Genomic DNA, 23,225 nt, shown 5'->3' on the forward strand with positions numbered 1-23,225 from the left:
GGGGACAATGGGAGCTGTGAGCGGTACGAACGGTGGACTCAAGGGCGAGCACGGCGACAGCAGGGGAGGCGTCAACCTGCTGGGGCTGCGCAGCCACAACACCGCGCTCGTGCTCGACCTGCTGCGCACGGCCGGCGCCGAGGGCATCAGCCGGCTCGAACTCGCCGAGCGCACCGGACTGACCCCGCAGGCGGTCAGCAAGATCACCGCCCGGCTGCGGGAGCAGGGGCTGGCCGCCGAGGCGGGACGGCGCGCCTCCACCGGCGGCAAACCGCGCACGGTCCTGCGGCTGGTGCCGGACGCCGGACACGCCGTCGGCGTCCACCTGGACCGCGACGAACTGCGCGCGGTGCTGGTCGACCTCACCGGCACGGTCGTCGGGCGGCGCCGGGCCCCGCTGGACCTCGGGGCGGGAGCGGAGGCGGTCCTGCACGGCGTGGAGGAGGCGGTACGGCCGCTCACCGCCGCCGTGCCGGCCGGGTCGGTGCTCGGGGCGGGCGTCGCGCTGCCCGGGCCGCTCGACCATGTGCGGGGCGTGCTGCACCGGGTCACCGGATTCCCCGAGTGGGACGGCTTCCCGCTGCGCGACGCGCTCGCCGGGCGGCTCGGGCTGCCGGTCGTCGTCGACAAGGACACCAACGCGGCCGCGCTCGGCCTCGCCGTCGCCGGGGAGGGCGGCTCCTTCGCCTACCTCCACGTCGGCACCGGCCTCGGCGCCGGGCTGGTCATCGGCGGGGTCGTGCACCGGGGGGCGCGGACCGGGGCGGGGGAGTTCGGCCACCAGGTGATCCAGCTCGACGGGCCGGTGTGCGGGTGCGGCAACCGCGGCTGCATCGAGGTGCTGTGCCTGGGAGCCGTACGGCGCGGACGCACCGCGGAGGCCGCACGGGTCCTGGGCGCCGGGGCGGCCAACCTCGTGGGCCTGCTGGACATCGACGGCGTCCTGCTCGGCGGACGCGTGGTCACCGGGGCGGCGGAGACCTTCGTGCACGGGGTCGCGGAGGTGCTGCGCGAGCGGGCGGAGCGCGAGGGAACCCCCGGCGGCGCGGTGCCGGTACGGGTCGCCGGGGGAGGGGAGTGGGGCGTCGCGGCGGGAGCGGGACAGCTGGTGCTTGGGCCGCTGTTCGGCCGGCGGGACGCGTAGCGCGGTGACCGGTGCGCGGGCGGCGGGAGGCGTGGTGCGGTGACCGGTGTGCTGCGGGCGGCGGGAGGTGTGGTGCGGTGACCGGTGTGCGGGCGGCGGGAGGTGTGGTGCGGTGACCGGTGTGCGGGCGGTGGGACGCGTGGTGCCCTGGCCTGTGGAGCGGCTGGTATTACTGGTGCATGCAGGAAGAGACCGCGCGGTCCGCGATCGACACGTTCATCTCCGCGTTCAACGCCTCGGACGACAGCTATGTGACGGCCCTGCTCTCCCAGGCCCTGACCTCGGACGTCGTCCTCTGGGGCCCGTTGGGCCGCAGCGAGGGGATCGAGGCGGTCGAGCGGTTCGTGCTGGACATCCGGCGCCACCCGGCGGGAGCCGGAACGATGGTGCGCTGCTCGGCCGTGGACATGCCCGGCGAATGGGCCCGGTACCAGTGGGTGTTCACCACACCGGACGGAGGCCCCCGCCTGAAGGGAACGGACGTCGTCCATCTGCGCCGAAGCCTCATCGACCAGGTCATCGTCTTCGCGGGGGACATCGAGCCGCCCGCGTCCTGAGTCGCCGGCCTCCTGAGTCGCCGGCCTCCTGAGCCGCCGGCCTCCTGAGCCGCCGGCCTCCTGAGCCACCCGTATCCTCGCTGGCCTCCTGAGCCACCCGTCTCCCGAGCCGCCGTCACGGCGCCGACCGCGTGGTCACGACCGGTCGGATGGCTCTCCTGCGCCGTTCGAGGGCCCGTGCGGCACGCCTGCGCCGCCGGGCCCGCCGCGTGCACCACGCTCATGTGATCATGCGACTGTTCCCGCTCACCCGTGTCCCCGCGGCGGCAGCCGCGCTGCTGCTGCCCCTGCTGCCGTTATCGGCCCCCGCCGGCTCGGCGTACGCCGCCCCCGGGCATGCCGGCGCCCTGCACGCCACCCCCGTGCACGCAGCCGTCGGCCCCCTGCACCCCGCCGCCGTGCGCGCCGTCCCCGCCCGCGCCGCCGGTCCCGCCTGTTCCGGTGGGGACGACTCCCCGGACTTCCCCCTGCGCGCCCGCATCCGCGGTGGCCCCACGGCGTACGAGGCCGGGGGCGGCTACGGCGTCTGGTACCTGGACCTGACGAACACCACCGGCGGCACCTGCACCGCCGTCCACCCGGTCGTCGTCCTCGTCGACCAGCGGCGCGCGCTGACGGCGGCTCAGCCGCGGCTGGAGTTCGACGACGGCGCGCGCGCCCGGACCGTGAAGTTCGAGACGACCGACGAGGACGAACTGGTCGGCGCGTTCGGCGAGACGGACGGTTTTCCGGGGTTCAGCGTCGGGCCGCGCCGCACGCTCACGGTGACGGTGCGGCTCGCGTTTACGAAGGACGCCGTGGCGAACGAGGTCACCGCCGAGGCCGCGGTCGTCCGGCGGCACGACGACGACGGCGACTGGGTGGGCCAGTCCAACGACTACCGCTTCACCGTACGGAACGCCTCGCGCCCGGCGCGGGACCGGGAGCCCAGCGGCGCCGCCGTCGCCCCCGACACCGGCCCCGCCACCGCCGTACCGTCGGTCGGGCCCACGGGCACCCCCACGGGCGCGCCCACCGGCGGCTCCACCGACGCCCCCACCGGCGTGCTCTCCGCCGACGAACTCGCCCGCACCGGCATCGCCGACGGTGCCCTCGCCGCGACGGTCGCGCTGCTGCTGGCCGGCGCCGCCCTCCTGGCGCTGCGAAGACGCCGCTGACCCCGGCGTGCGGGGCAGGAACGGGCCGACCTCGACAAGAACCTCATCGCCTACGTCGTCGCCTGGAAGTCCGCGACCGGCAGCTGACCGGCGCCACCGATACCCGGTGATCGACGGGGTACGGATCAGCCGGGGCTGATTAGGCTGGGGGCGTCGGTACGCCGTGGTTCCGGCGCCCAGCCCGTTTTGGACCGTACGTACGCCAGGAGACGCAGCACATGGCAGACCGCAAGCCCATCGAGTCGTGGCTCACCGACATGGACGGTGTACTGATCCACGAGGGCGTCCCGATCCCCGGCGCCGACGCCTTCCTGAAGAAGCTGCGCGAGTCCGGCAAACCGTTTCTGGTGCTGACCAACAACTCCATGTACACCCCGCGCGACCTGCACGCCCGCCTGACCCGCATGGGCCTGGACGTGCCGATCGAGAACATCTGGACCTCGGCGCTGGCCACGGCGAAGTTCCTCGACGACCAGCGCCCCGGCGGATCGGCCTACGTCATCGGCGAGGCCGGCCTGACCACCGCGCTGCACGACATCGGCTACATCCTCACCGATCACGAGCCCGACTACGTGGTCCTCGGCGAGACCCGCACCTACTCCTTCGAGGCCATGACGAAGGCCGTGCGGCTGATCAACGACGGAGCCCGGTTCATCTGCACCAACCCCGACGAGACCGGCCCGTCCACCGAGGGCCCGCTCCCGGCGACCGGCGCGGTGGCCGCGCTGATCACCAAGGCCACCGGCAAGCAGCCGTACTTCGCGGGCAAGCCCAACCCGCTGATGATGCGCACCGGCCTGAACGCGATCGGCGCGCACTCCGAGTCCAGCGCGATGATCGGCGACCGCATGGACACCGACGTACTGGCCGGCATGGAGGCCGGGATGCAGACGTTCCTGGTGCTCACCGGCCTGACCCGGCCCGAGCAGGTGGAGAACTTCCCCTACCGGCCCTCGCACGTCGTCGACTCCATCGCCGACCTGGTGGACCTGGTCTAGGGCCGATCACCGGGCGTTCCCCTGCCCCGGCCACCCGGCCCCGGTCACCTAACCCCGGGCGGCGCGAACATCACCCGGACGGAGCAACATCGCCGCCCCTGCGGATGCGGGGGCGGGTCCCGGCGGGGAGCCTCCAGATAACTGGAGGTGCACGATGGGCTCACTGAAAGTCACTCTCTGTGCGGGCGCGGCGGTGTGCGCGGCGCTCACCCCGGCGGCGTACGGGGCACTCGCCCCGGCGGCGTACGCGGCGGACGGAGGCGGGGTCTCGGTGACGCCGTCCTCGCCCGCGCCCGGCGCCGACGTGTCGCTGCACGTGCGGGGGTGCACCAGCGGCACGGCCACCGCCGTCTCCGCCGCCTTCGTCGCCGACGCCCACCTGGCCGGCGCCGACGGCACCCTCGCCGGGGAGACCAAGGTGCGCTCCTCCCTGACGCCCGGCGCCTACGACGTGAAGATCACCTGCGCCGACGTCACGGTCAAGGGGCGGATCACCGTCGTGCGGCCCGGCGCGCGGCCCACCGCACCGGCCACCCTGGAACCGGCACCCTCCACCGCGGCGGCCTCGCCCCTCGCCCCCGCCTCCCCGCGGGTCCCCGCCTCGCCGATCGCCCCCGTCCACGCGGGCGGCGGCGGCACCGCCCGGCTGACCGCCGAGAACACCGCACGCGTCACCGCCGCCGGCACCCACGCCGACGGACCGGGCACCGCGCACGCCGTCATGGGCCTGGTGCTGGCCGGGGTCGCCGCGGCGGCCGTCGCGGCACGCGGCCTCGCCCGCCGCAGGACGCACTGACCATGGCGGACACCGAACGCTCCTCCGGCACCGCGCGCCTGGTCACCGGCGTCGCCTGGGCAGTGCTGCTGCTGGGGCTGTGGCTGTGGGGGATGAAGGTCAGCGACGTACGGCAGGGCCTGTCCGCGCCGACCACCGGGGACATGGCCGCCGCCGGGCGTCCCCCGCTCGCGGAACTGCCCCCGGCCGCCCGGCCGCTCAAGGGCGCCGCGCCGCAGCGCATCGACATCCCCGACCTGGGCGTGCAGGCGCCGGTCGTGGGGCGCGGCCTGGACGCCGAGGGCGCCATCGACCCGCCGCCGTTCGACCAGGCCGCCGTGGTCGGCTGGTACACCGGCGGGGCGGCACCCGGTGCGGCCGGGACGGCGCTGATGGTGGGTCATGTGGACACCGAGACCCGGCCGGCCGTGTTCTACAAGCTCAGCAGCCTCAAGCCGGGCCGCACCGTGCGCGTGGTGCGCGCCGACGGCCGGGTCGCCGAGTTCACCGTCGACGACGTGGAGGTCGTCCCGCGCGACCACTTCGACGCCCGCCGCGCCTACGGCCCCCGTCTGCCGGGCCGCGCCGAACTGCGGCTCATCACCTGCGGCGGCACCTTCGACCGGGCCACGCGCAGCTACACGGCGAACGTGATCGTGTCCGCGTACCTGACCGGCGCCCGGCTGTAACAGCCTGTCGACCGGCGCCCGGACGACCTCGTGGGCGTCGCGGGTCGTATGCCAGGATTGGGCGCGGAACAAGGTCGGTGCGAGGGGGAGTGGGATGTACCGCATGAGGGGGGCGGCAGCGGCACTGGGGGCGGCGCTGCTGATCGCCGGCTGTTCCTCCGGGGGCGGTGACGACAAGGCGGCGGGCGCGGACATCACCCAGCAGCCCAAGGAGGCCGACCCGTTCTGGGTCAACCCGGACGGCACCGCCGCCCGCCAGGTCGCGGCGTACCTCAAGGACGGGAAGAAGGCCGAGGCCGACCGGATCCGCAAGATCGCCGAGCAGCCGACCGGCGAGTGGATCGGCCCGGAGAACCCCGAGGCCGAGGCGCGCGGCTTCACCGAGGCCGCCGACAAGGCCGGCCGCACCGCGCTGCTGGTGCTGTACAACATCCCGCACCGCGACTGCGGCCAGTACTCGCAGGGCGGGGCCGCCGACGGCGACTCCTACCGCGCGTGGATCGACGGCGTGGCCAAGGGCATCGGCGACCGCACCGCCACGGTGATCCTGGAACCCGACGCCGTGCTGCACCTGGTGGACGGCTGCACCCCGGACGAGTTCCACGAGGAGCGCTACGACCTGCTCAAGGGCGCGATCGCCAAGCTGAAGTCGCTGAAGAACACCAAGGTGTACCTGGACGCGGGCAACGCCGGCTGGGGCCACCCCGACCAGGTCGTCGAGCCGCTGAAGTGGGCGGGCGTCGACCGGGCCGACGGCTTCGCGGTCAACGTGTCCAACTTCTACTCCACCAAGGACTCGATCGCCTACGGCAAGCAGCTGTCGGCGAAGACCGGCGGCAAGCACTTCGTCGTCGACACCAGCCGCAACGGCAACGGCCCCTACACCGGCGGCGACGCGAACGAACGCTGGTGCAACCCGCCGGGCCGCGCGCTCGGCGAGCCCCCGACCGTCAAGACCGCCGACCCGCTCGTCGACGCCTACCTGTGGGTGAAGCGGCCCGGCGAGTCCGACGGCGAGTGCAAGGGCGGCCCCAAGGCGGGCCAGTGGTGGGCGGACTACGCCCTGAAACTCGCCAAGGGCGGCAACTGAACGGCGCGTTCACGCCTGGACCGGGCGGTCAGCCGCCCGGGCACACGTCGTCGGTCCGGCTTCCCGCGGGCGCCAGTTTCCGCTCGCCGTCCGTCATCCCCCGCTCCACCAGCGTGCACAGCCGCGCCGCCCACTGCTCCGGGTCGAGCGGTACGACGGACACGCGCGAGCCGTCGACGATCGTCAGCGCCTTGCCGTCGGCGTCGGGCGAGATCCGGGCACCGTAGCCGACGTAGTAACGGTAGGCCTCCTGGCCGCCGCTGACGTCCCACACCCGCTGCTCACCGCTGGTGCCCGTGGTGTGCAGCAGGCGGTCGCCGAGGAACAGGCCGATGAAGTACACCCCGTTGTAGGTGAGCCTCGGCAGGTCCTTCTTCTTCTCGACGTCCCACAGGCGCACCTCGCCGCCGTAGTGCTGCACGGCGAGCAGCTTGCCGTCCGGGGAGAGGCTCACCGCCTGCACCGACCGGTCCGAGTCGTCCCTGCGGATCCACGGAGTCGACTCGCCCGTGGTGAAGTCGTAGCTGACGATGGCGTCCGGGGTCCGGATCACCGCCCGCGCGGTGCCGGGGATCGCGGCGGCGAACGTCGCGGCCGCCTCGTTGGCGAGCTGCGCCCGCTCCTGCACCGGAGGCTGGTAGGTCCTGCCGTCCACGGTCCCGGTGTCCAGCCGCCAGCGCGAGACGTACGACAGCGCCGAGATCATCGCGTGGCCGTCGTCCAGGAAGGCCATGTTGACCCAGGACGGGGTGAGCCCGGTGAGCGGATCCGGCCCGGAGGCGGTGAGGCCGGGCGGCGCGGGCAGTTCGAGGACGTGCTCCTCGGTGAGTGTCGTCGGACCGCCCGGTGTCGCGGTGATCCGCCAGGACAGGACCGTGCGCTGGTCCGACGCGAGGGTCAGCATCCGCCGCCCGTCCGGGCTGAAGGCGGCGGGCCAGGCCGCCAGTGGCCGGGAAGCGCGCACGTTCGCGAGCAGCCGCCGCCCGGTCAGGTCCCACAACTGCAGCCCGCGGAAGGTGGAGTCGACGACGGCCATCCGCCGGTGCGCCCCGTCCGGGGTACGGACCCGGTTGAGCAGGGCGTTGCTGTCGAACTGGGTCGGCGGCCTGACCCGTACGGTGACCACGCTCCCGCCCACCCCGACGGCGGCCCGCAGATCGCCGGGCGGACCGGCCAGGGCGACGGCCGGCGCGAAGCGGCGCCCGGTGATGTTCTGGTCCTCGGGGGCGGCGGCCGGGGTGTCGAAGGTGGCCGGCCAGCCCTGTTCCAGGTCCAGGACGAGGAAGCGCAGCCGGCCCAGGTCGGCGCCGATCCGTCCGGTCGGGTTGATCAGATAGCGGCCGGAGGCGTCGAGCCGGGGCGTGTACAGCGGGCACAGGCCGGGGAGCACGCTGTTGTTCCAGCTCTGGAACCGGTGCGGCGAGGCGCCCAGCCGCCAGGCCTCCAGCACCCCTTGCCGGGTGCAGGTGACCAGGGTCCGCCCGTTGCCGCTGACCGTGGCGGAGGCCGTCGCCTCCTCGCCCCACGGCTGCCGCACCGTGCCTTGGGCCAGGTCCCACACGAGCAGCCGGCCGCGTTCGTCGTCCGCGTCCGCGCCGGAGGGCACGATCCGCGCCACCACGGTGCCGTCGGCGCCGAACCAGGCCTGCGCCGCGTCCCAGCCCTTCGGCGGCACCAGGGTGCGGCCCGTGCGCCGGGCGGTGTCGGTGCGCCAGACGAAGACGCCCTCACGGGGGATCGCGGCGAGGATGCGCTGCCCGGTCGCGTCGAAGCGCAGGTCGTGGACACCGCGCGGGTTCTTCTTGACGTCGTCGACCGTGCGCAGGGGAACCGTCCGCGGCTTGCCGGCGCCGGGTGCGGTGCGCACGCCCAGCGAGATCAGCCCCCAGTCGCTCGCCCGGGCCAGGATCCGCCCGTCGGGGGAGACCGCCGTGTGTTCGTTGTCGCCGCGCTTGGTCTGCTGGGCGGGATCGGCGCGGGGCTTCTTGCGCAGGTCCACGTGCAGCAGCCGGCCGTCCTTCAACCGCGCGTACAGTTGCTCGCCGTCCTCGGTGAGCGCGACGTCCGCCACCTCCCCGCGCCCCTCCAGCGCCACCCGCTCCACGTCCCGCATCCGCAGGTACTGCGCCAGCAGCGAGGTGCGGGCGTCCGGGCGGTCCTCGGTGCGGTAGGCGGCGGCGGAGAAGAGGGAGGAGGTGACGACGGAGACGTCGTCGAGGGAGGCGGCCTGCTGGGCGAGCCGGTCGGAGGCCAGCCGCCGCTGCTGGGTGAGCAGGTTCAGATACAGCACGGAGACGACCGACGCCGCCACGACGGCCAGGACGGTGACGACGACCCCCAGGTACCGCAGCTGGCGCCGGCGCCGCTCGGACCGTGCCGCCTCGCGCCGCTTGCGCTCCCGCAGCGCCACCCCGGCCGCGATGAACTCCCGGTCCTCCTGCGTCAGTTCGTCGCCGCGCTCCTCCAGCCACTGCACGGCGGTGGACAGCGCCGGGTCCTCGGGCAGAGCGCCTTCCGGCCGTCCCGCACGCCACCAGCGGGCACGGTCGTAGCGCAGTTCGTCGCGCCAGGCGAGGAACGCCCGGTCGTTCTCCAGCTGCTCCGCGAGGGGCTGCCAGTGCTCGATCAGCGCTTCGTGCGCCAGCTCCACCGTCTCGCCCCGCTCGGCGTCCGCGCCCAGCACCAGCACCCGCGCCTCGGCCAGCCTCAGCGCGATCGCCCACCGCTCCTCGCCGGCGTCCCGGCGCGCGAGCCGGGCGCGCAGCGGCGTGGTGCCGCCCGGCGGGAGCTGGATCAGCGCCCGCAGCAGACCGGCCGCGACCTGCGGCGGCGCGTCGCGCAGCGCCCGGCGCCAGGCCGAGTCGGCCCGGCTGCTGAGCACCCCGCCGACGCCGCCGAGTTCCCGGTAGGTGTCCCGCCGCAGCCGGCCGCCGACCTGCCGTTCCCACAGCGTGGTCAGCACGAACCCGAGCAGCGGCAGCGCGCCCGGCCGGCCCGCCGCGTCCTCGACGAGACGCTCGGCGAGCCCGGGGTCGTACTCCACCCCGGGGATGGACCGCAGCGGCAGCCGGACCACCTCGGTGAGCTGCTCGCGGGTCATCACGCCGAGCGGGTGGGCGGGGGCGCCGCCGAGCAGCCGGCTCAGCTCCGGGTGGCGCAGGGCCGCGTCCTGGAAGTCCGCCCGCAGGACGACGAGGACGCCCACGCCGGGGCGGCGGCAGGCGTCCAGGAGCGCGTCGACGAGGGGGCGCAGCTCGTCCTCGGGGCGCAGCAGCAGCGCCTCTGCCTGGTCGAGGGCCAGGACCAGGCCGCGGCCGGCGGTCCGGCCGAGGAGGGCGGTGACCTCGGCGGGCTCCGGGCGGTCGCCCTCGGCGCGCAGGACGGTGACCTCCACGCCGCGTTCCCTGAGCCGCGGCGCCAGGCCGGCCAGCAGCAGGGAGGACTTGCCGGAGCCGGACGGCCCGGTCAGCGTGACGCAGCCCTCCGGCGTGCCGTCGGGGCACAGCAGGGCGGTGAGGGCGTCGACGTCCTCGTCCCGCCCGAAGAAGTGGGCGCTGTCGGCCTCGGTGAACGGGCGCAGTCCCGGGAACGGGGAGGCGGGCGCGAGCAGGTCGGCCAGCGCGGGCAGTTCGGCGAGCACCGTCCGGGTCGGGATGCAGAAGCTCTGCCCGCGCGCGGGGGACGACACCGAGGCGACGATGCCGACCACGGCACCCAGTTCCCGGTCCCACACGGGGGAGCCGCTGAAGCCGCGCTGGATCGGGTCGGACTGCGCGTCCGCCGGCGCCATCTGCAGCCGGCCGGTGCTGGTGCGGGCGCGCAGCACCGCGGTGTGCCAGCCGCCGCCGGTGTCGTCGCGGGGCAGGCCGAAGACGATCGCCCGGTGGTCCCACACGTCGCGGGGCGCGGCCATGAGCACGGGCCGGGCCCCGGTGAGCGGGCGGTCGAGGGCGAGGACGGCGACGTCCCCGCTGCCGTCCGCGCGGACCGGCACCCAGTCGCGCACGGCGGCACCGGTCTCCTCGCCGTCGTGCAGCGCCAGCCGCAGCCGCAGGGGGACGCCGGGCGGCTCGGGGCTGGTCAGGGGCAGTTTCAGCGCGCCGAGGACGACATGGGCGCAGGTCAGCACCAGGGTGGGGGAGATGAGCACGCCCAGGCCGCCGATGTGCCCGTCCCCGTCCGCGATCCGGACGGTCGCGGCGGCGAGGACCTCGTCGGCCACCGTGTCCGAAGCGGTCGACTCGGCCATCTCCCGTCTCCCCCAGCGCCGTTGACCTCAGGTGTTGCCGGTGCCTGTCGAGATCACACCAGGCACCGGCCGCCGGTCAAGGCCGGTTCACGCCAAGGGGCGCGAGTTCAGGGCACCCGCACCCACTGGGCCTTGCTCGGGGTGCCCTGGTCGTCGTCCACGAACAGCATGTACCAGCCGGACTGGACGAGGTTGCGGTTCTTCGGCACCGTCACCGTCACCTTGTCGCCGGACACCGTGAAGTCGAGCGCGACGGAGCGCTGGTCCACGTCGGTGACATGGGTCGACGCGCTCGGCCGGATCAGCCGGGCCTCCTTGATCGTCGAGGCGTGCTGCGAGGTGAACGTGCCGGAGCCGCCGCGCTCGATGGTCTGCGGGCCGCCGGACAGGTCGGGCCGCGCGTCCCGGTAGAGGTACGGGGGCGTGTAGATCTCGATGCGCTGCTCGAACGTGCCGGGCTTGGTGTTGGCCTTGTCGCCGTACAGCGAGTCGGAGCCGAAGAACATCACGCGCCCGTCGGGCAGCAGGATCGACCCGGAGTGGTAGTTGCGGCCGACCAGCGGGTCGGCGACCCGTTTGAACGCGTTGGCCTTCGGGTCGTAGATCCGCGCCTGGAGGATGTTGGAGTCGCCGCGGCCGCGGTAGTCCTCCGAGCCGCCGGAGACCAGCACGGTGTCGTCGGGCAGGATCGAGGACTGCGGGTAGCGGGTCCCCTTCTCCAGGGTGGGCCCGTCCACGAAGTGCGGGCTCGGGTCCTTCAGGTCGACGATCCGGGTCTTGTTGCTGGCCAGCTTGGACTCGCCGACCCCGCCGCCGCCGATCACCATGTACCGCTGGTCCTGCGCGGGCGGCAGCAGCACGGTGCCGGACGTCTCCATCATGTTCGGGTCGCTCAGGCCCGGGATCTTGGTGAACTTGTTGGAGTCCACGTCCCAGATGCCCGGGTCACGGCCCACGTCGTCGGGGCCGTAGCCCGCGTTGGACCCCGAGTAGAAGATCTTGCCGTTCTGCATGAGGAACAGCGCGGGGTAGGTGGGGAACTGACGGACCGTCCTGGTGTAGGTCCACGTCTTGGTCTTCGGGTCGAAGATCTCGTTCTTGCCCGGGACCAGCTGGCCGATGTCGTCGAGGCCGGAGACGCTGAGGACCTTGCCGTCGCTCAGCGTGGTGAGCGTCGGGTACCAGCGGGCCTCGTTCATCGGGTCGACCTTGATGTACTTCTCGGCCACCGGGTCGAACTCGTAGGCGTCGCGGATGCCCTGGAAGTCCTTCTTGTCCAGGGCGAGCTTCTGCGCGATGCCGTAGGTGTTGCGGGCGTCGGCGCCGGTCAGGCCCTGGATGCGGTAGTTGTCCTGGGTGCCGGTCTCGTACTTCTGCCCGCTCTTGAGCGCCTCGACGTAGATACGGCCCAGACCGGGGTCGTTGCGCAGGAACTTCCCGGTCCTGTCGAAGACCTTCTTCGCGCGCGGCACCAGGACCGGGTCCTTGGAGACGAAGGTCTTGCCGTTGGTCCTGCCGGTGAAGGTGGTGCCCGCGGGCAGCGTGATCGGCTTGTCCGGGTTCTCGTTGTGGACGATCATCAGGCCGCCGGCCTTGGTGACGTCGCCCTTGAGCTTCTCGTACCGCTTGGTGCCGCCGGCGATCAGCAGATTGCCGTTGGGCAGCTGGGTGTGGCCGGTGCAGAACAGGTCGCTCGGCGTGGGCACCTTCTTGATGGTGCCCTTGACCGGGTCCCAGATCCGGGTGTCGAACTTCTTGGCGTCGAAGTTGTCCTGGTTGTTGCCGGACCCGGCGACGAGCAGGATCTTCCCGGTGTGCAGCAGCGCCGCGTGGATGGTGTTCTGGCGGTACTCCTTCGGGAACTCGATGATGTCCCAGTGGCCGTTCTCCGCCTTGTACTCCGGCTTGTTGATCTCGTAGTCGTGGTACTTGGCGGTGCTGAAGCGGTACAGCCACGGACCGTTCATCCCGGCCAGCGCGAGGACCACCGCCGTGCCTATCGCGAGTCGACGGGCGCGGCGGCGGCCGGCACGGTCGTTCATTCCTTACGTCCCCCCAGCCCACCAAGGGCGATCTGCATGGTCTGGTCGTTGCCGCCCGAGCCCGGCTCGGCCCACTGGGGCCGCGGGGCGGGGGCGTGCGGCGCGTACTGCGCCGGCACCCCGTGCGCCGGGGTGCCCTGGGCCGGTGTCCCGTGGCCGGGGACGCCGTGGGCGGGTGTCCCGTGGGCCGGGACCCCGTGGGCCGGTGCCGGCGGGACCGCGTCCTGCGGGCGGTCCGCCGCGTGGGCGGCCGGCTTCCTCGCGGCCTGCCGCAGCTCGTGACGCCAGACGAAGATCGGCGTGGCGGTGATGAGCAGGGCGAACGTTGCCCAGATGATCATCGCCGGGTGGGAGTGCCCGAGCGCCAGGCCCGCGGCGATGGAACCGCCGAAGATCGCGATGAAGTACCAGTGGTAGCGGAAGGTGCCGAACCAGGTGTCCGGGCTGGCCGAGTCGCCCTTCGGCGTCACCACGAACTTGCTCTTGCGGCGCAGCAGGGAGTCGATCAGCGCCTTGGCGTACAGCGGCGCCGACAGCGCGGACATCACCATGCCGGCCACACCGCCGGAGCCCTCCGGCTCGTGCGGGGAGACGTTGTGGCGCCGGTTCCAGATGTACAGGCCGATCTGCAGCGCGGAGGCGTTGCCGTAGAGCATCAGCCACACGGTGGGGTCGATGTTCACGCCCGAGGCGCCCAGGCCCAGGAACAGGGCGCAGCTGAGCGCCGCGAGCATCCAGTTCAGGGCGGACATCGGGTAGAAGATGATCATCATGGTGTAGTTGAAGAGCCGGCCCGGCGGCAGCGTGCCCCAGCCCTTCCAGTACTGCTTGAGGATCGTCTCGTAGGTGCCGCGCGACCAGCGCATCTGCTGGGTGAAGAAGTCCGTCCAGGCGGCCGGGCCCTCGCCGACGGCGAGCACGTCCGGGGTGTAGACCGACTTCCACTTGCGGCCCGTGGCCGGGTTCTTCGCGCGGTGCATCTCGAAGCCGGTGGCCATGTCCTCGGTGATCGAGTCGTACAGGCCGCCGATCTGCTTGATCGCCCTGATGCGTACGGCGTTGGAGGTGCCGACGAACATCGGGGCGCCGTACTTGTTGCCGGCGCGCTGGATGAGCGCGTGGAAGAGGAACTGCTGCGACTCGGCCGCCTTGGTGACGAACGAGTCGTAGTTGCCGTACACCTGCGGGCCGATGACGAAGCCGACGTCCGGGTCGCGGAAGAAACCGAGCATCCGCTCCAGGTAGTTGGGCATCGGCACGTGGTCGGTGTCGACGGAGGCGAAGAAGTCGTAGTCGTCGCCGTGCGCGTCCAGCCAGGCGTTGTAGTTGCCGTGCTTGGTCTTGGCGCGGTGCGGGCCCTTGGCCTGGTTCCACTTCGCGACGCCCTTGCGGGAGAAGTGGTGCACGCCGAGCCGTTCGCACACGGCCTTGACCTCGGGGTCGTCGCCCTCGTCGAGCAGCCACACGTGCAGCAGGCCCCGGTGGCGCAGCTTCACGGCCGCCTCCAGGGTCTTGGTGACCATCTCCAGCGGCTCCTTGCCGGGCACGAAGGAGGTCAGGAAGGCGACGCGGGTGCCGGTCTCGGGCACGACCGGGATCGGGTCGCGGGCGACGAGCGTGGCGTGCGCGTTGGAGAGCACGTTCATGCAGCGGAAGAACTCGATCAGGCCGATCGAGACGAGCATGACGACGTCGAGCGCGGGCAGGAAGTCGAAGGCGGGGTAGTCGCGCTCGGTCCAGTGTTCGGGCTGCAGCAGCCAGAACAGCAGGACCAGCGAGAGCAGGGGAGCCGCGGCCAGCATCAGGGCGACCCGGATGCGGTGCGGCTCCTGGGAGATCAGCGAGCGGTACTGGACCGTGTAGGGCTTGTGCGGATCGGGCTGGGTGAGGGGCCCGGCCAGCCTGCTGTAGTGCTCGTAGTCGTATCTCGGCAGGGTCTTCCTGATCCGCCGGAAGGTTCCGGTGGTGCTCATCCGGTGTCCCGGCACCCTGAGCTGAGTGGTCTGTGACGGGTCCGGGGCGTTCCGGGCACCCGTCGGCGAAGACGTCATGAGTCATCCCCCCAACACGCTGGTCACCGCGTGTCTGTCGGTCTGTTCATCCGCTCGGGTCCCCCTCGACCGTCACGGATGGGTCAGTGGTGGGCCGCTGTCCCCACGTCGCCCCACCTTATAGACATGGAAAGGCAGCGTTCCGGTTGCATGATGCCCCCCTCGGCATCAGCCCTGTGAACGGGGCCCCCTCCTCCCCGTGAATCCGCGCAACCGGCCCTCAGCCCCCCAAGTGCCGTGTATCCGCAGCTTCTTGCACCAACAGGGTTCTACGCCGTTCAGCATGATCGCAAGACGCGAAACGCGGTGTTTACGGTCATAGGCGCTCATTGTGGTGCCTGTGGGGGAGGTGCGGGAGAAGAACGGCAAAAGGCCCCTCGCCGAAGCGAGAGGCCTTTTGGTCGGTGCGCCGCCAGGGACTCGAACCCCGGACCCGCTGATTAAGAGTCAGCTGCTCTAACCAACTGAGCTAGCGGCGCCTGCTGACGTCGTTAACTCTACAGGACGTCCGAGGGTGCCTTTGACCAGGAACCCCGTGTCCGTTATGTCATTAAATGAGAAAGTAGTACATCATTCGGACCGTCACCATGCGTCTCGGCAAGACGGTTGGGAAACTGATCAACGTGTACAGCCCTGGACACAGCGGACCGGAGTGTGAGGCAGATCGCATGAAGCGTCCGGCCTTCGAGGAAATCGATCCCACGAGCGACTGCGGCTGCCCCGGCTGCGCCCGGCTCACCCCGCCCCCCACCCCGCCCCCCGGCCCCACTCCCGCGCACCGCGTGGTGATCGTCGCGGCCGCCGCCTCCACGACCCTCACCGCCACCCCGGCCCTGGCCGCCCCCCAGGCCCCGGACCAGCAGGCCGGCCCGGCCGCTCCCGGTGTCCCCGCGGCCGACGAGCCGCAGACCCCGCAGGGCGGCAAGGCCCCCCTGCACGGGGCCGCCGGCGGGCCCGCCAAGCCGGGTGCCGTGGTGAGGACCCCGCCCATCACCCGGACGGAGATCATCAACCGGGCCAAGGTGTGGGTGGCCGCGCAGGTGCCGTACAGCATGTACGCGTACTGGCCGGACGGGTACCGCCAGGACTGCTCGGGCTTCGTGTCGATGGCCTGGCACCTGCCCGGCAACGAGTGGACCGGCAGCCTCGGCCAGGTCGCGCAGCCGATCACCAAGGAGGAGCTCCAGCCGGGCGACATCCTGCTGTTCCACAACACGGCCGACCCCGAGAAGGGGTCCCACGTGGTGATCTTCGGCGGCTGGACGGACTACACGCACACCTACTACGTCGCCTACGAGCAGACCCGGCCCACCGCCCGCCGCCAGGTCACCCCCTACCCGTACTGGAGCAACGGCTCCCGGTACCTGCCCTACCGCTACAAGGGCGTCACCGACGGCGCGGCCGGCGCCCCCGCGGACACGGGCACCGCCTCGCCGGGCGCCACCGCGTTCCCGGGCGCCTCCTTCTTCGGGGCCGGTGCGAACAACGCCCACGTCACCCGGCTGGGGCAGCTGCTCGTCAGCCGCGGCGGGGCCCGCTTCTACACCTCCGGCCCCGGACCGGTGTGGACGGACGCCGACCGCCGTGCCACGCAGGCCTTCCAGCAGGCGCAGGGCTGGACCGGTTCCGGCGCGGACGGACTGCCGGGCCCGCTGACCTGGGCGCTGCTGGTCTCCGGCACCGGCAAGGACATCCCGCCGGCGGGCACGCCCGGCCCGGCGAAACCCCCGGCCCCGGCCAAGCCGCCCACCCCGGCCAAGCCTGGTACCCCTCCCCGGCCCGCGCCCGCCGTCCCGCCGTTCCCGGGCGTGGACCGGTTCCGGCCGGGCGCGAACAACGCCCATGTCACCCAGCTCGGCAGGCAGCTGGTGAAGAAGGGCTTCGGCAGGTTCTACACGACCGGCCCCGGCCCCCGCTGGAGCGAGGCGGACCGCAGGGCCGTCGAGGCCTTCCAGCTCGCCCAGGGCTGGCGCGGCACGAACGCCGACGGCTACCCGGGCCCCGAGACCTGGCGGCGGCTCTTCCGGTGACGCCGGCGACCACACCCACCCGCAGCGGTTGGAGGCACGCATGAGTACGGCCACGACACCCGAGTCGGAGGGGAGCGCGGACGCCACCGCGTCCCGCCCGGCCCGGCTGATCCAGAACGAGGCCACCACCGAGATCCCCGTCCATCTGCTCTTCCGCGACGACCCGGACCCCGAGCCGGTGCCGGTGCGGCCCACCGTCGTCGCGCGCCGGCAGGGCACCGGCGAACAGCCGCGCGTGCGCCGCCCGGTCCAGGCCGCGCCGCGCCCGGCGGTGCCGCGGGCCGACCCCGAGCTGACCGAGCGGCGGGCCCGGGTGCTGCCCGGCGCGGCCGGTGTGCTGGCCGGGGTGTGCGGGGTGGCCGGGTGCGCGGCCACCACCTGGTGGGCGGGGCTGCTGCCCACGCTCGCCGCGCGCGCGGCGCATCTGCCCCTGACGCCGGGCGCCGGGCTCGGACCGGCGCAGTGGGGGGCGTACGCGGGAGCCGGCGCGCTCGCCCTGTTCGGCTTCGGCGGGCTGGCGCGCGGGCGCACCGGCGGGGCCTGGGTGCTCGGCCTGTTCGGCCGCTACCGGGGCACGGTCCGGCGCACCGGCCTGCTGTGGGTCAACCCGCTGCTGCTGCGCCGCCGCGTGGACGTACGGCTGCGGCACTGGCGCAGCGAGCCGATGCCGGCCGCCGACGGCAACGGCGTGGCGCTGCGGGTGGTCGCGCTGGTGGTGTGGCGGGTGCGGGACACCGCGCGGGCCGCGCTCGGCGTGGACGACCACGAGACGTATCTGCGCGAGTGCGTCGAGGCGGCGCTGGCCCGGGTCCCGGTGGACCTGCCCGGCACCGGGCGGGCGGCCGGGGAGGCGACCGGCGACACGCTGACCCGGCTGGTCGCGGCGGACGTCGCCCCGGTGGGCCTGGAGGTGTTCTCGGTGCGGCCGGTGCGGGTGGAGTACGCCCCGGAGGTCGCCGCCGTGATGCAGCGCCGGCAGCTCGCGGTGCTGGACGCGCGGCACCGGGCGACCGTGCTCAGCTCGGTGGTCGACTCGGTGGAGGACACGGTGACCCGGCTGACCGTGCGGGGCCTGGTGGCGCTGGACGACTACGAGCGCAAGGCGCTGGTGAAGGACCTCACGGTGGCGTTCTGCGCGGGCCGCGGCGAGAGCTGACGGGGCGGGGCGGGGGCCGGCGGGTGAAGGCCGACGGGACGGGGCGAGAGCCGGCGAGCCGGGTGAGAACGCCGGGGCGGCGAGGCCTGCGATTGGTATGGACATGTTCAACGATCAGCAATAACCTCGGACTTGGTCTAGACCTACCTGCACGGCTCACTGAACTCCCCACACCCAGGAGCGGCAGCATGCGCACCAGGACCAAGCTGTACGCCGCCGTGGTGGGGCTGGCCACGACCGGAGCCCTCGCGCTCTCCTCCGGCGGCGCCAGCAGCCACGGCTACACCGACCTGCCCGTCAGCCGGCAGAAGCTCTGCCAGCTCGGCACCGTCAGCAACTGCGGCGACATCCAGTGGGAGCCGCAGAGCGTCGAGGGCCCGAAGGGCTTCCCCGCCGCCGGACCGGCCGACGGACAGCTCTGCTCGGGCGGCAACACCCGCTTCGCCCAGCTGGACCGCCCGCGCACCCCGTCGGGCGGCGCCTGGCCGGCCACGAAGGTGACCGGCGGCCAGAGCTACACCTTCCGGTGGCAGTTCACGGCGATGCACGCCACCACCGACTTCAAGTACTACGTCACCAGGCAGGGCTGGAACCAGGACCACAACCTGACCCGCTCCGACCTGAACCTCACCCCGTTCCTGACCGTCCCCTACGGCGGCCAGCGCCCGCCGTCGACCCTGTCCCACAGCGGCACGCTGCCGACCGGCCTCAGCGGCCACCACGTGATCCTCGCCGTATGGACGATCGCGGACACCGGCAACGCGTTCTACGCCTGCTCGGACGTCACGTTCTGAGACGTGCCGCGACCGGTACGCCGAAGGGCCCCCCGCCGGAGCGAGGGGCCCTTCTTCTGTGCGCCGCCAGGGACTCGAACCCCGGACCCGCTGATTAAGAGTCAGCTGCTCTAACCAACTGAGCTAGCGGCGCATGACTCCCGCCGACCCGTTTCACCAGGCGTTTTCCTGGCCCCGCGGGCGGCGACGAAGAAAATACTACCTGGTCTTCAGGGGTGCTCGTGACCACCCGCCCGGGCCCGCTCCGGGACGGGCAGGGGTCCGCCCGAGTCGGCGGCACGGGTCCGCCCGAGTCGGCGGCACGGACCCGCCCGAGTCGGCGGCACGGACCCCCCCCGAGTCGGCCGTGCGGGCCCACCGAGTCGGCGGCACGGGCTCGCTCGGTCCGGGCTCCCGGGCGGACGGCGGGACCTAGATCGCCAGCGACAGCAGGACCGGCGCGGCGCTGCGGTTCAGCGCGTCCGCGGCCCTGCGCAGGCGGTGCGCGTGCTCCACCGGCATCGACAGGGCGAGGCACCCCACCGAGGAGCCGGCCGTGATCGGCACGGCCGCGCACACCGTGCCCACCGCGTACTCCTGCAGATCCAGCACCGGCACCGTCGGCGGCTGCGCCTCCAGCCGGGAGAGCAGCAGTTTGTCGCTGGTGATCGTGCGCGAGGTGAGGCGGGCCATCTTGTGCCGGGAGAGGTGGTCGCGGCGGCCGTTGTGGTCGAGCTGGGTGAGCAGGCTCTTGCCGACGGCGTGGGCGTGCGCCGACTCGCGGAAGTCGACCCACTCGTTGACCGGGGGAGCGCCCGGCCCGGCGGCGTACTGGGTGATCCGCACCTCGCCGTCGACGTACCGGCTGATGTAGACCGCGGCCCGCACCGAGTCCCGCAGCCGGTCCAGGGTGCGCTGGAGGTGCGCCCGCAGCGCCTCCTCCCGCCCCTCGGCCGAGCCCAGCCGGGCGAGCGCGTCACCGGTGACATAGGCGCCGCCGGCGATCTGCTCGACGTATCCCTCGCGGCGCAGCATCCGCAGCAGCGGGGTCAGCCGCTCGGCGGGGACGCCCGTGCGGCGGGCGAGCTGGGCGTCGGTGACGCCGGCGGTGTGCCGCGCCACGGTCTCCAGCACGCGCAGGGCGTCCTGGGCCGCGCTGTACGGCGCGGTCGGCTCGTTCATCAGCGCCACGGTGTCTCCCCTGCGGTCGCTTTCAGGCCGTGATCCGGGGCCCGGATCCCCTCCACGATAACGGGCAAGAGCCCTGCGTGGAGGGGGTGTTGGCGAGATTCCGCCCCCGCTGTCAGGGGCACCGGGCACCTGGCATATGTCCGGGTCATCACCCGTGGCGCAGACCTGGAGTGATGGCCCGGGCACGCGCCGCGATCAGAGCACCGCGCTCAGGAACTCGCGGGTGCGCTCCTGCCGAGGGTCGTTGAAGATCTGCTCCGGCGGCCCCGCCTCCACCACGCGGCCCGCGTCGAACATCAGCACCTGGTCGGAGATGTCCCGCGCGAAGTTCATCTCGTGGGTCACGCACAGCATCGTGATGTCGGTCGAGCGCGCGATGTCCCGCAGCACGTCCAGCACCCCGGCCACCAGCTCCGGGTCCAGCGCGGAGGTCACCTCGTCCAGCAGCAGCACCTTCGGCCGCATCGCCAGCGCCCGCGCGATCGCCACCCGCTGCTGCTGCCCGCCGGACAGCTGCGTGGGCCGCGCGTCGCACTTGTCGGCGAGCCCCACCAGGTCCAGCAGCTCCCGCGCCCGCTGCTCCGCCTCGTCCTTCGCGAGCCCCAGCACGGTGACCGGCGCCTCGGTGATGTTGCGCAGCACGCTCATGTTCGGGAACAGGTTGAACTGCTGGAAGACCATGCCGATCTTCTTGCGCACCTCCCGGCACTGCCGCTCGCTCGCCGGGAACAGCTGCTCGCCGTCGACCGTGATCGTGCCGGTGTCGGGCTTGGTGAGCGTCATCAGCAGTCGGAGGATGGTCGTCTTGCCGGAGCCGGACGGCCCGATCAGGGTCACGTGCTTGCCGGCGTCCACGGAGAAGTTCAGGTCGTCCAGGACGGTGTGGTCCCCGAACCGCTTGGTGACCCGCTCCAGGCGCACCAGCGGCGCCAGAGGGGCGGGCGTGGTGGCCGGCTGCTTGCTGGTGTCAACGGACAAGGCGTCGCTCCAGGGTGCGAAGGAGAAGGGAGGCGAGGGAGGAGATCACGATGAAGGCGACACCGATGACCGTCAGCGGCTCGGTGAACTGGAAGTGCTGCTGGGAGTACAGCCGCGCCTGCCCGAGCATCTCCAGCACGGTGATCACCATCAGCATCGGCGTGTCCTTGAGCATGGAGATCACGTAGTTGCCGAGTGCGGGCACCACCCGGCGCACGGCCTGCGGCAGGATCACCGCCGTCCAGGTGCGCACCGGCGGCAGGCTCAGCGCGGTCGCCGCCTCCCACTGCCCGGCGGGCACCGCCTCGATGCCGGCCCGGTAGACCTGCATGGTGTACGTCGAGTAGTGCAGCCCGATCGCGACCACGCCCGTGGTGAGCGCGGACATCGTCACGCCCCACTCCGGCAGCACGTAGAAGAGGAAGAACAGCTGCACCAGCAGCGGCGTGTCGCGCACGAACTCCGTGACCACGCCCACCGGCCAGCGCACCCACCGGGTAGGCGTGCGCATCAGCAGCGCCCACACCAGGCCCAGCGCGAAGGAGATCAGCGAGCCGAGCACCAGCGCCTGCGCGGTCACCAGCAGCCCGTCCCGGAAATGCGGCATGAAGCCGCTGACGGCACTCCAGTCCCAGGTCACGCGACACCCACTCCCTCGGACACCGGCACCGGGTCCGCCTTCGGCTGCGGGGCCCTGCCGACTCCCGCCTTCAGCCGCTTCTCCAGGGCACGCATCGCCCGCGTGAGCGCGAACGCGATCACGAAGTAGATCAGCAGCACATACGTGTAGATCTCCGCGCTCTCCTGCAGCGCGAGGCGGACCAGGTTGCCGCTGAAGGCCAGGTCGCCCATGCCCATCACCGACACCAGCGCCGTGCCCTTGAGCAGCTCGACCAGCAGGTTGCTGAACGGCGGGATCATCTCCGGCACCGCCTGCGGCAGCAGGATCTTGCGCATCCGCTGCGCCGGCGTGAACCCGAGCGCCACCCCGCCCTCACGCTGCGCCGGATCGACGGAGTTCAGCGCCCCGCGCACGATCTCCGCGCCGTACGCGCCGTAGGTCAGCCCGAGCGCGAGCGTGCCCGCCCACAGCGGCACCAGTTGCCAGCCGAAGGCGAGCGGCAGCACGAAGAACACCCAGAAGATCATCACCAGCGCCGAGGTGCCGCGGAACACCTCCGTGTAGCAGCCCGCCAGGAAGCGGACGATCCACAGCCGGTGGGTGCGCGCGATGCCCACGGCGAACGCCACCACCGCGCCCAGCAGGGCGCTGAGCACCAGCAGCTGGAGCGTGACCCACACGCCGTTCAGTACGAGTTCCCACAGTCCCGGGGTCATCCGCCGCACAGCTCCTTCGCGGTCAGATCGGTCATCTCGGCCCGCGTGAAGCCGAACGGCCGCAGGATCCGCAGCAGTTCGCCGCTCTTCTTCAGCTTGTGCAGCTCCGCGTTGAACGCGTCCCGCAGTCCCGTCTCGGTCGGCCGGAACGCGAACGCGCCCCCGTCGACGTGCGGCTTGCCCTTCACCAGCGGCGCGAACGGCTTCGTCGCCTCCGCCTTGGCCGACTTCTTCACCACCTCGCGGGTGGTCAGCGCCGTCCCCGCGAACACGTCCACGCGGCCCGCCTCGACCGCGTTCAGCCCCGCCACCTGGTCCGGGACGATGAGGATGTCGCTCTCCCGGTAGCCCGCCTCGACGGCGTACTGGATCTCCGCGTACCCCGTGCCGGTCGCGAACTTCGCCTTCTTCTCGACGATGTCGCGATACGTGTGAAGGCCCTTCGGATTTCCCTTGCGGACGATGAAGGAATCGAGCATCTGATAGTCGGGATCCGCGAAGATCACCTGGGCGCAGCGCTCGGGGTTGACATACATTCCGGCGGCCACGACATCGAACTGCTGGGAATTCAGCCCGGGTATGAGGGAGCCGAACTCGGTGGGCACGGGCTGTACCTTCTCCACCCCGAGCCGGCGGAAGATCACCTTGGCCAGTTCCGGTGCCTCACCGGTGAGTTCACCGTTTTTGTCGATGTATCCGAAGGGAATCTCACCGGCGATCCCGAGCCGTACGACGCCCTGTGCGCGCAGCCGTCGCAGCAGGTCACCGCCCTGCTTGGTGGAGGCGGTGGCGACGCGCGAGCAGCCGGCGGCCCCCAGCGCGCCGACCGCCGCCACCCCCGCGAGCAGCGACCGGCGAGCGGGTCCGGTTCTGTGTGCACCATGTCTTGCGTGACCGAGTGGTGGAGCCATGGCGGCGCTGCTACCCAAGACGAAGCGATGCATGCGCCATGGTTTTCCTGGCGGATCGCTACGGGAAGTGTCCCTGGTCAAGCGTCAAATGTGCTG

18 protein-coding genes and 2 tRNA genes are annotated in these 23,225 nt (G+C 72.5%); 10 read left to right on the forward strand and 10 right to left on the reverse strand.

The genetic code is table 11. The features are described 5' to 3' along the window. Nucleotides 1-7 precede the first annotated feature (7 nt). The 7 genes from ACF1AL_RS00630 (at nt 8) to ACF1AL_RS00660 (ending at nt 6,410) form a co-directional block, all read left to right on the forward strand. On the forward strand, nt 8-1,144 hold the full coding sequence (locus ACF1AL_RS00630) for an ROK family protein (RefSeq protein WP_391825235.1): 1,137 nt from the start codon (nt 8-10) through the stop codon (nt 1,142-1,144). A 179-nt stretch (nt 1,145-1,323) separates the two neighbouring features. Beyond that, complete coding sequence (locus tag ACF1AL_RS00635; protein WP_366834315.1) at nt 1,324-1,701, forward strand: nuclear transport factor 2 family protein; 378 nt, start codon at nt 1,324-1,326, stop codon at nt 1,699-1,701. A gap of 230 nt (nt 1,702-1,931) precedes the next feature. Further along, nucleotides 1,932-2,858: a PT domain-containing protein gene (locus tag ACF1AL_RS00640; protein ID WP_391825236.1), complete on the forward strand. Its 927-nt coding sequence runs from the start codon at nt 1,932-1,934 to the stop codon at nt 2,856-2,858. Between the two features lie 218 nt (nt 2,859-3,076). After that, nucleotides 3,077-3,856: an HAD-IIA family hydrolase gene (locus tag ACF1AL_RS00645; protein ID WP_366834317.1), complete on the forward strand. Its 780-nt coding sequence runs from the start codon at nt 3,077-3,079 to the stop codon at nt 3,854-3,856. Nucleotides 3,857-4,010: 154 nt separating this feature from the next. Continuing rightward, nucleotides 4,011-4,652, forward strand: coding sequence for a hypothetical protein (locus ACF1AL_RS00650; RefSeq protein WP_391694424.1), 642 nt, complete (start codon nt 4,011-4,013; stop codon nt 4,650-4,652). 2 nt (nt 4,653-4,654) lie between these two features. Next, on the forward strand, nt 4,655-5,320 hold the full coding sequence (locus ACF1AL_RS00655; protein ID WP_384203622.1) for a class F sortase: 666 nt from the start codon (nt 4,655-4,657) through the stop codon (nt 5,318-5,320). Between the two features lie 94 nt (nt 5,321-5,414). Further along, nucleotides 5,415-6,410, forward strand: a complete 996-nt coding sequence (locus ACF1AL_RS00660; protein WP_366834320.1) for a glycoside hydrolase family 6 protein — start codon at nt 5,415-5,417, stop codon at nt 6,408-6,410. A 28-nt stretch (nt 6,411-6,438) separates the two neighbouring features. On the opposite strand, the gene ACF1AL_RS00665 is transcribed toward ACF1AL_RS00660, so the two are convergent. From ACF1AL_RS00665 to ACF1AL_RS00680, 4 genes are all read right to left on the reverse strand, one after another. Beyond that, nucleotides 6,439-10,659, reverse strand: a complete 4,221-nt coding sequence (locus ACF1AL_RS00665; RefSeq protein ID WP_391825237.1) for a trypsin-like peptidase domain-containing protein — start codon at nt 10,657-10,659, stop codon at nt 6,439-6,441. Nucleotides 10,660-10,766: 107 nt separating this feature from the next. Then, nucleotides 10,767-12,701 carry a galactose oxidase-like domain-containing protein gene (locus tag ACF1AL_RS00670; protein ID WP_391825238.1) on the reverse strand — a complete coding sequence of 645 codons (1,935 nt, stop codon included), beginning with the start codon at nt 12,699-12,701 and terminating at the stop codon, nt 10,767-10,769. Then, nucleotides 12,698-14,752: a glycosyltransferase family 2 protein gene (locus ACF1AL_RS00675; RefSeq protein WP_391779298.1), complete on the reverse strand. Its 2,055-nt coding sequence runs from the start codon at nt 14,750-14,752 to the stop codon at nt 12,698-12,700. The genes ACF1AL_RS00670 and ACF1AL_RS00675 overlap by 4 nt, the downstream gene beginning before the upstream one ends. A 405-nt stretch (nt 14,753-15,157) precedes the next feature. Further along, nucleotides 15,158-15,231 (reverse strand) — tRNA-Lys (locus tag ACF1AL_RS00680). 189 nt (nt 15,232-15,420) lie between these two features. Here ACF1AL_RS00680 and ACF1AL_RS00685 point away from each other — a divergent pair. The 3 genes from ACF1AL_RS00685 (at nt 15,421) to ACF1AL_RS00695 (ending at nt 18,732) form a co-directional block, all read left to right on the forward strand. Then, nucleotides 15,421-16,782 carry a peptidoglycan-binding protein gene (locus ACF1AL_RS00685; RefSeq protein WP_391825239.1) on the forward strand — a complete coding sequence of 454 codons (1,362 nt, stop codon included), beginning with the start codon at nt 15,421-15,423 and terminating at the stop codon, nt 16,780-16,782. A 40-nt stretch (nt 16,783-16,822) separates the two neighbouring features. After that, nucleotides 16,823-17,938 (forward strand): SPFH domain-containing protein, encoded by a 1,116-nt coding sequence (locus tag ACF1AL_RS00690; protein ID WP_391825240.1) that lies wholly within the window; start codon nt 16,823-16,825, stop codon nt 17,936-17,938. Nucleotides 17,939-18,126: 188 nt separating this feature from the next. Then, nucleotides 18,127-18,732: a lytic polysaccharide monooxygenase gene (locus tag ACF1AL_RS00695; RefSeq protein WP_366834327.1), complete on the forward strand. Its 606-nt coding sequence runs from the start codon at nt 18,127-18,129 to the stop codon at nt 18,730-18,732. 59 nt (nt 18,733-18,791) lie between these two features. On the opposite strand, the gene ACF1AL_RS00700 is transcribed toward ACF1AL_RS00695, so the two are convergent. The 6 genes from ACF1AL_RS00700 to ehuB form a co-directional block, all read right to left on the reverse strand. Next, nucleotides 18,792-18,865: transfer RNA gene (locus ACF1AL_RS00700), tRNA-Lys, on the reverse strand. 278 nt (nt 18,866-19,143) lie between these two features. Then, entirely contained in the window at nt 19,144-19,902 is a 759-nt protein-coding gene (locus ACF1AL_RS00705; RefSeq protein ID WP_366834328.1) for an IclR family transcriptional regulator C-terminal domain-containing protein, read from the reverse strand. Between the two features lie 195 nt (nt 19,903-20,097). Further along, on the reverse strand, nt 20,098-20,880 hold the full coding sequence (ehuA, locus tag ACF1AL_RS00710; RefSeq protein WP_366834330.1) for an ectoine/hydroxyectoine ABC transporter ATP-binding protein EhuA: 783 nt from the start codon (nt 20,878-20,880) through the stop codon (nt 20,098-20,100). Further along, the gene (gene ehuD / locus ACF1AL_RS00715) at nt 20,870-21,520 is read right to left on the reverse strand and encodes an ectoine/hydroxyectoine ABC transporter permease subunit EhuD (RefSeq protein WP_366834331.1); all 651 of its coding nucleotides are present in this window, start codon (nt 21,518-21,520) and stop codon (nt 20,870-20,872) included. Before ehuD ends, ehuA begins: the two co-directional genes overlap by 11 nt. After that, nucleotides 21,517-22,218, reverse strand: a complete 702-nt coding sequence (gene ehuC, locus ACF1AL_RS00720; RefSeq protein WP_391694446.1) for an ectoine/hydroxyectoine ABC transporter permease subunit EhuC — start codon at nt 22,216-22,218, stop codon at nt 21,517-21,519. The genes ehuD and ehuC overlap by 4 nt, the downstream gene beginning before the upstream one ends. Continuing rightward, nucleotides 22,215-23,129 carry an ectoine/hydroxyectoine ABC transporter substrate-binding protein EhuB gene (ehuB, locus tag ACF1AL_RS00725; protein WP_386416998.1) on the reverse strand — a complete coding sequence of 305 codons (915 nt, stop codon included), beginning with the start codon at nt 23,127-23,129 and terminating at the stop codon, nt 22,215-22,217. The genes ehuC and ehuB overlap by 4 nt, the downstream gene beginning before the upstream one ends. Between the last annotated feature and the right edge of the window lie 96 nt (nt 23,130-23,225).

The organism is Streptomyces sp. NPDC014801, assembly GCF_043082085.1.
Lineage (GTDB): Bacteria > Actinomycetota > Actinomycetes > Streptomycetales > Streptomycetaceae > Streptomyces.

What these genes read in the sequence shown, in the direction of transcription:
- ACF1AL_RS00630 (WP_391825235.1), top strand. Translation starts at nt 8, where the DNA reads ATGGGAGCTGTGAGCGGTACGAACGGTGGACTCAAGGGCGAGCACGGC.
- ACF1AL_RS00635 (WP_366834315.1), top strand. Translation starts at nt 1,324, where the DNA reads ATGCAGGAAGAGACCGCGCGGTCCGCGATCGACACGTTCATCTCCGCG.
- ACF1AL_RS00640 (WP_391825236.1), top strand. Translation starts at nt 1,932, where the DNA reads ATGCGACTGTTCCCGCTCACCCGTGTCCCCGCGGCGGCAGCCGCGCTG.
- ACF1AL_RS00645 (WP_366834317.1), top strand. Translation starts at nt 3,077, where the DNA reads ATGGCAGACCGCAAGCCCATCGAGTCGTGGCTCACCGACATGGACGGT.
- ACF1AL_RS00650 (WP_391694424.1), top strand. Translation starts at nt 4,011, where the DNA reads ATGGGCTCACTGAAAGTCACTCTCTGTGCGGGCGCGGCGGTGTGCGCG.
- ACF1AL_RS00655 (WP_384203622.1), top strand. Translation starts at nt 4,655, where the DNA reads ATGGCGGACACCGAACGCTCCTCCGGCACCGCGCGCCTGGTCACCGGC.
- ACF1AL_RS00660 (WP_366834320.1), top strand. Translation starts at nt 5,415, where the DNA reads ATGTACCGCATGAGGGGGGCGGCAGCGGCACTGGGGGCGGCGCTGCTG.
- ACF1AL_RS00665 (WP_391825237.1), bottom strand. Translation starts at nt 10,659, where the DNA reads ATGGCCGAGTCGACCGCTTCGGACACGGTGGCCGACGAGGTCCTCGCC.
- ACF1AL_RS00670 (WP_391825238.1), bottom strand. Translation starts at nt 12,701, where the DNA reads ATGAACGACCGTGCCGGCCGCCGCCGCGCCCGTCGACTCGCGATAGGC.
- ACF1AL_RS00675 (WP_391779298.1), bottom strand. Translation starts at nt 14,752, where the DNA reads ATGACGTCTTCGCCGACGGGTGCCCGGAACGCCCCGGACCCGTCACAG.
- ACF1AL_RS00685 (WP_391825239.1), top strand. Translation starts at nt 15,421, where the DNA reads ATGAAGCGTCCGGCCTTCGAGGAAATCGATCCCACGAGCGACTGCGGC.
- ACF1AL_RS00690 (WP_391825240.1), top strand. Translation starts at nt 16,823, where the DNA reads ATGAGTACGGCCACGACACCCGAGTCGGAGGGGAGCGCGGACGCCACC.
- ACF1AL_RS00695 (WP_366834327.1), top strand. Translation starts at nt 18,127, where the DNA reads ATGCGCACCAGGACCAAGCTGTACGCCGCCGTGGTGGGGCTGGCCACG.
- ehuC (WP_391694446.1), bottom strand. Translation starts at nt 22,218, where the DNA reads ATGACCCCGGGACTGTGGGAACTCGTACTGAACGGCGTGTGGGTCACG.
- ehuB (WP_386416998.1), bottom strand. Translation starts at nt 23,129, where the DNA reads ATGGCTCCACCACTCGGTCACGCAAGACATGGTGCACACAGAACCGGA.